This is a genomic window from Piscirickettsia litoralis (genome assembly GCF_001720395.1).
Lineage (GTDB): Bacteria > Pseudomonadota > Gammaproteobacteria > Piscirickettsiales > Piscirickettsiaceae > Piscirickettsia > Piscirickettsia litoralis.
Genome location: NZ_MDTU01000001.1, coordinates 1,519,217 through 1,525,216 on the forward strand (window position 1 = coordinate 1,519,217; position 6,000 = coordinate 1,525,216).

The following is a 6,000-nucleotide window of genomic DNA, read 5'->3' on the forward strand; positions in this document are numbered from 1 at the left end:
GTAATCACTCTTAGCCACTAGTGCAATTCTTTCCTGATTGCGTTACTCTAACCTGCGCTAGCAAATACTCTTAAACAATAGCATTAGACCATGAAAATGAGAACTTATCACAGCCACATTTTAAAAATTCCTGAACAAGAACAGGCTTGGCGCCGCCTTAGACAGCCTGATATGGCACTGGATATTGAAATCGGTTGCGGTGTGGGCATGCACCCACTGATGTATGCAAAAAGCCACCCTGAACGCTTTTTAATCGCCATCGAGAAAACACGGGAAAAGTTTGGAAAGTTTTCAAACAAAAACAATACATTCGGCCCCTATCAGAACTTATTACCCATTCATGGCAATACCACCTACTGGCTACCACAGCACATCGGCCCTGAAGAGGTTGACCAATACTTTATCCTCTACCCCTGTCCTTACCCCAAAGCCGCCCAAGCCAATAAGCGCTGGTTCAACATGCCTTTTATGGCCTATTTAATCGACACACTTAAACCCGGCGGCAAGATCACTATGGCGACCAATGAGAAGTTTTATTTCGATGAAGCCTTTGAACAGGCTAAAAACACCTGGAAACTAGCAATACTCAGTGCAGAAACCCTCGCTCAAAACTTCCCCGCCCGCACTCATTTTGAGAAAAAATACTTAGAGCGTGGTGAAAGCTGTTATCAGCTCGTCATCCAAAAGCAAGCGCTGAAAGCCTAAAGGCCGCTAGCGCTTGAAACCTCCTGTTTTATAGTAAAAATGATCACCCAATTCAAATCAAACAACAGTGTCTAGCCTCACTTAAACTTGCCTGTAGCCAAGCATTTTGTTTAATAAAAATTCTGTTACAATGGCTTTTGCAGTTGGATTCGAGTGAATGAGGTTTTAAGTGAAACAAGAAGTTGTATTAACGGGTATCACCACATCAGGCGCGCCCCATTTAGGAAATTATGTCGGTGCAATTCGTCCAGCAATAGCGCGCAGCCGCTCAGCGAACGTAACATCGCTTTACTTTCTAGCCGATTATCATTCACTGATCAAGGCCCAAGACCCCAAGCTTACCCACCAATCCAGTTTTGAAATTGCAACAGCCTGGCTCGCTTGCGGTTTAGATCCAGAACAAGCAATTTTATACAGGCAATCTGATATTCCAGAAATCACCGAACTCACCTGGATACTCACCTGCTTAACAGCAAAAGGCTTGATGAACCGCGCCCATGCCTACAAGGCTGCCGTCGATGAAAACCAGGCTCAAAACAACGACCCTGACTTCGGTATTACCATGGGACTCTACAGTTACCCGATCTTGATGAGTGCGGATATTCTCGCTTTTAATGCCAATAAAGTCCCTGTCGGTAAAGATCAGGTTCAGCACCTAGAAATGGCCCGCGATGTCGCTCAGCGCTTTAACCACCACTACGGCGAACTTTTTACCTTACCTGAGGTAGAAGTTGCAGAAACCCCACTGCTTTCGGGGCTGGATGGTCGCAAGATGAGTAAAAGTTATGGCAATACAATTCCATTGTTTGTCCCTGAGAAAAAGCTCAGAAAGCTCATCATGAAGATTAAAACAAATTCACTCGAACCCGGCGAGGCTAAAAGCACGGAAGACAGTACTATTTTCCAAATTTATCAAGCCTTCGCAACTGATGATGAAATCGCACAAATGCGCGCAGCCTTTGCTGAAGGTATCGGTTGGGGTGATGCTAAACAAAAGCTCTTCGAGCTTGTTAACGCTGAAATCGGCGAGATGCGCGAACGCTATGAGGATCTAAGCACACGCCCTGCCCAAATCGAGGAAATCATTCAAGCCGGTGCTGCAAAAGCACGTACCATCAGCCAACCACTGCTTGAAAAAGTGCGCGCAGCGGTCGGCTTACATGCATTTGGTAGCCAAAAATGACCCGCTTGTGCTCACGACTCGGGCTATACCGCTTACTTGCACTCGTCAGTGCTGGGACACTCGCTTATAGCCTTTACTTGCAATACATCGTCGGCGAAACACCCTGCACGCTATGCTTACTCCAACGCTTTGCCCTGATACCGACCTTAGTCTTTTTGATCGTCCTCGCACTAAAAGCCTGGCAAGGGCTAAGCTTGCGTATTTTGCAGACTCTCGCTTTACTCTGCGCATTAACGGGGGCAGGGCTTGCCGGACGACAGATCTGGCTACAGCACTCTCCAGATGGCATGAGCATGCAATGCCTGCCTAATTTGGGCTATATGCTGCAACATTATCCGTTATTAAAAACGATAGAAATGGCCCTACATGGCTCTAGCGACTGCGCCTTAGTCACCTCGACGATATTTAACATCAGTTTAGCCACCTGGTCAGGGCTCTTTTTTTCTCTACTCAGCCTATTTATTTTTATCAGTTTTTTTATGAAAAAAAATAAGGCTAACAATTAAAATTCAGTCAATAAGCCCGCTAGTTAAAGCCGGCGGCCCCGGAAAAACCTAGATGACGCCAAGCTTCATAGACAACCACCGCAACGCAGTTTGATAAGTTCATACTGCGACTCTCTGCCTGCATCGGCAAACGAAATAATAGCTCTTCAGGCCAGTGATTCAACAGATCTTGAGGCAAACCGCGAGTCTCAGGGCCAAACACCAAAGCATCGCCCGCTTGATAGTCAACCCGATCATAAGACTGCTGACCATGCGTCTCGCATAAAAAAACACGATTGCACTCGGAATTTCTTAAAAAGGCGTGAAAATTCTCGTGTACTTGCATCTCTTTCCATTCGTAATAATCCAAGCCTGCACGCTTCAAGCGCTTATCATCGACATCAAATCCTAACGGCTTAATCAGATGCAGTTTAAAACCAACATTTGCACATAACCGAATAATATTGCCTGTGTTTGGCGGGATTTCAGGCTCATAGAGCACCACGTGCAACATTGAACACTCCAACAGATTATCTTTTCAAAAAACCCCGATTATATAAGGCGGGCTGTACAGGTTCAAGTCAGATCGCTTTCGGTTATTTCAAGCGCTTATTTTTCTTTTTAAAGGCGAGCTTTTGCATGCTCTCAACTTGGTCATGCTCATCGACAATCTCGCGCCCTAGCAGCTCTTCAATAATGTCCTCTAGTGTCACAATGCCTTGCACACTACCATATTCATCAACGACCAACATAATCTGCAAGCGCTGATTAAGCATATCGTTAAACACTTTGGCAATAGAAAACTTATCCAAGGTCGCAACCAACTCGCGCGAGTAATAAGACAGCTGGTTTTGATAATTATTTCTCGCCGCTGCCAATAATAAATCTTCACGCATGACAAAACCAACCATACTGTCTTGGTCCTCTGCATGAATTAAGATTCTCGAAAAAGGGGCTTGGTCATACTTATGAAAAAAAGTCTCAACGGTCATCTCGCTAGACAGCGAAAAGACCACTGTTCGCGGCGTCATAATCTTTCGTACTGGCTGATCTTCAAGTAACAAGAGATTTTTAAAAACTAAATTTTCATCACTACTAATAAAGCCTTTTTCTTTGTTTAGTTCTGTCATCGCTAGCAATTCATCTTTGCCAAAGCCCGTTAACTCATTCTTCTGAGTTAAGCCGGCCATCATTTTCTCAGAAATAAAAATAACCGGCATCATCAACCAGGTTAAATATTTCAACATATAGGCCGTTACTCCAGACAATTTGTCCCAATAATTCGCCCCTATCGTCTTAGGAATAATTTCAGATAAAAACAAGATCAATACCGTCAAAACAGCCGAAGAAAGCGCTAAGTAATGGTCGCCATACATCTTGGTCACCTGAGCGCCCACACCGACTGCCCCAACGGTATGCCCAACAGTGTTTAACGTTAAAATTGCCGTCAACGGCTTATTTAAATCAGCCTTTAATTGATCGAGCATATATCCTGACTTTTTCTCCTGCTTTTTCAACAGGGTAATATGGGGCAAGGTCACACTCAACAGCACCGCTTCCAACACTGAGCAGATAAATGAGATAAGCAGTGAAAGCAATAAGAAAATAATGAGTAAAACCATACTAATTCAACAATCACATACCGTTATAAATTAACTTAAAGTTTAGCAGTAGATTACTCTCCACTCGAGCATTAAATTCAAGAGTCAACCTAGGAGGCGAGAGGCTTACTCTGGCTCTTTTTGGTAATCCAGATACCAAAAATATAGCCCGACAAGACTAATTCCCAATAAAAGCAGCCCAATATAAGAAGCTATAACTATACTTAAAAAAGGAATACTATTAACAAAAACATTGTCAATACTGCTTACCGAAACAGCTAACACGCTTGGTAATGCTAAAATGAATATTTCTTTAAATTTAAAAAATGATAGTATGGCCATCATGCCAGCAATAGAAATCCCAGAGAGGAACTCAATCAAAACTTTATAATAGGATAAACCATACAGAGTAGACAGTATTCTAAGATAGTAAACCTCAGCAACGATTGACAACAAAACAACTATTGAAAAAAAGACCAGAACAAGAAACATTTTCCGGCTCACCTTCCCCCCATCAATAAAGCTACCCTCTTTTAAGCTAACAATGAACTTAAAACCTAGCAGCAGAGAAAAAATAATAAGTGCAATTCTTTCTATAAGATTACCAAAGAAAATACCTGGTTCCACAGATAAAATAGCCATACCAAACAAACCTAAAGCACATGGCAACAACGTAAAAATAAAGAGAGTATTCTTCACACCTTTACTGATTAAAAAAATTAAGCCTAAACTTAACCATCCCCATGCAGGGGACACAGAAGAACTCGATATAAAAAGCAGAAATAATATGCTCACTATTAGTAGCGCGAAACCTACAAAGCGATCATCGATAAACCACTTGATCACTGAAACTATCTACCTACTCTAAACTGACTCATTTGTATTTTTTCCTGGCAAAGAGTCATTTTTGCTATAATCCATATACCAAAAATATAACCCCGCCACATTAACCACCATTAAAGCGACAGTAACCCAAGAAGCTATTTGAATAGAGGGAAATAAAAAAACACCTGAATAAATATTATGAGTTGCACTAATAAATCCAGCAAAATAAGCTGGCAATACGATTATAAAAACTGGCCTATAAAGCTGAATAGAACACAACAGAACCATAAAACCAATAGAGAATCCAGGCAAAAAAACTAGAGCCTCTTGCAAATACGTGATTTTTTTTATATTTGAGAAGATGCCAATATGAAAAAGCATCACAACAAGAGAAGCAAATGTTAAAAATAGAAATAGAAGAAAGCAAAAATTCATAGCGCTTAACTTAAAATTTTTCCTTAACCATTTTATACACTTTCTTTCCACGAAAAATTTTAACAGAAAAGCTATTGCAAAAAAAATACAAACTGCACTCTCAATCCAATTTAACACCCCTCCCCAGAATACCTCAGCCACAAGCCCAACTGCCACCCCTGGAAATGCCCAACGATAGGCACTAGGGCACTTTTCACCAAACATCAAGAACAATACCAATGTCATCCAAATCCATCCCTGTGATGACGAAGCTCCTCCTTGGTCAATTAATAATAATGTGGCAAATATAAATAATAGCGCTCCAACAAACCAATCATTGATAAGCTGTTTGATCATTGAAACCATCTATCTGCTTTAAGCTGATTCATTTGTACTTTTTCCTGGCAAAGAGTCATTTTTGCTATAATCCATATACCAGAAATATAACCCCGCTATATTAACAATCATGATTGCTATAGAGAGCCAAGAAGCTATTTGAATAGAAGTGGAAAAGAAAAATCCATTTGATATATTACTCAAAGAGTTTATAAAGCCTGATATAGATACAGGCAGTGCAATTAGAAAAACAGGTCGGTACAAATATAAAGCACACAACACAAGCATCAACCCCACAGACAAGCCAAGTAAGAAAATAAGTAATTCTTGGAGGTAAGGCAGTCTATCTAAATATGCAACAGTATAGATCTCAACCAGCACAGCTACAAAAGAAAGAAACATCAAAAATGAAAACAATAAACAACAAAAAGTAATCCCATCTAATTTAAAA

General features: G+C 41.1%; 8 protein-coding genes. 3 read left to right on the forward strand and 5 right to left on the reverse strand.

Annotation, left to right across the window (positions count from 1 at the left end; all coding sequences use genetic code 11):
• The first annotated feature begins 90 nt into the window (after positions 1–90).
• The 3 genes from BGC07_RS07425 to BGC07_RS07435 all read left to right on the forward strand — a co-directional run bounded on the left by BGC07_RS07425 (position 91) and on the right by BGC07_RS07435 (position 2,394).
• Entirely contained in the window at positions 91–705 is a 615-nt protein-coding gene (locus tag BGC07_RS07425; RefSeq protein ID WP_069312581.1) for a class I SAM-dependent methyltransferase, read from the forward strand.
• A gap of 169 nt (positions 706–874) precedes the next feature.
• Positions 875–1,888, forward strand: a complete 1,014-nt coding sequence (gene trpS / locus BGC07_RS07430; protein ID WP_069312582.1) for a tryptophan--tRNA ligase — start codon at positions 875–877, stop codon at positions 1,886–1,888.
• Positions 1,885–2,394: a disulfide bond formation protein B gene (locus tag BGC07_RS07435; protein WP_069312583.1), complete on the forward strand. Its 510-nt coding sequence runs from the start codon at positions 1,885–1,887 to the stop codon at positions 2,392–2,394. The genes trpS and BGC07_RS07435 overlap by 4 nt, the downstream gene beginning before the upstream one ends.
• A 19-nt stretch (positions 2,395–2,413) precedes the next feature.
• Here the strand turns inward: BGC07_RS07435 and trmL are convergent, their stop codons facing one another.
• The 5 genes from trmL to BGC07_RS07460 form a co-directional block, all read right to left on the reverse strand.
• Positions 2,414–2,887: a tRNA (uridine(34)/cytosine(34)/5-carboxymethylaminomethyluridine(34)-2'-O)-methyltransferase TrmL gene (gene trmL / locus BGC07_RS07440; RefSeq protein WP_069312584.1), complete on the reverse strand. Its 474-nt coding sequence runs from the start codon at positions 2,885–2,887 to the stop codon at positions 2,414–2,416.
• Positions 2,888–2,969: 82 nt separating this feature from the next.
• Positions 2,970–3,995 (reverse strand): CNNM domain-containing protein, encoded by a 1,026-nt coding sequence (locus BGC07_RS07445; protein ID WP_069312585.1) that lies wholly within the window; start codon positions 3,993–3,995, stop codon positions 2,970–2,972.
• Between the two features lie 105 nt (positions 3,996–4,100).
• Positions 4,101–4,730, reverse strand: coding sequence for a hypothetical protein (locus BGC07_RS07450; protein ID WP_139121649.1), 630 nt, complete (start codon positions 4,728–4,730; stop codon positions 4,101–4,103).
• A 108-nt stretch (positions 4,731–4,838) separates the two neighbouring features.
• Complete coding sequence (locus BGC07_RS07455) at positions 4,839–5,570, reverse strand: hypothetical protein (protein WP_139121650.1); 732 nt, start codon at positions 5,568–5,570, stop codon at positions 4,839–4,841.
• 18 nt (positions 5,571–5,588) lie between these two features.
• Positions 5,589–6,000 (reverse strand): hypothetical protein (locus BGC07_RS07460; RefSeq protein WP_158006888.1); only part of this gene is annotated, 412 nt, incomplete at its 5' end.

Coding starts and splice junctions, on each gene's coding strand:
- BGC07_RS07425 (WP_069312581.1), top strand. CDS start 91: ATGAAAATGAGAACTTATCACAGCCACATTTTAAAAATTCCTGAACAA.
- BGC07_RS07445 (WP_069312585.1), bottom strand. CDS start 3,995: ATGGTTTTACTCATTATTTTCTTATTGCTTTCACTGCTTATCTCATTT.
- BGC07_RS07455 (WP_139121650.1), bottom strand. CDS start 5,570: ATGATCAAACAGCTTATCAATGATTGGTTTGTTGGAGCGCTATTATTT.
- BGC07_RS07435 (WP_069312583.1), top strand. CDS start 1,885: ATGACCCGCTTGTGCTCACGACTCGGGCTATACCGCTTACTTGCACTC.
- trmL (WP_069312584.1), bottom strand. CDS start 2,887: ATGTTGCACGTGGTGCTCTATGAGCCTGAAATCCCGCCAAACACAGGC.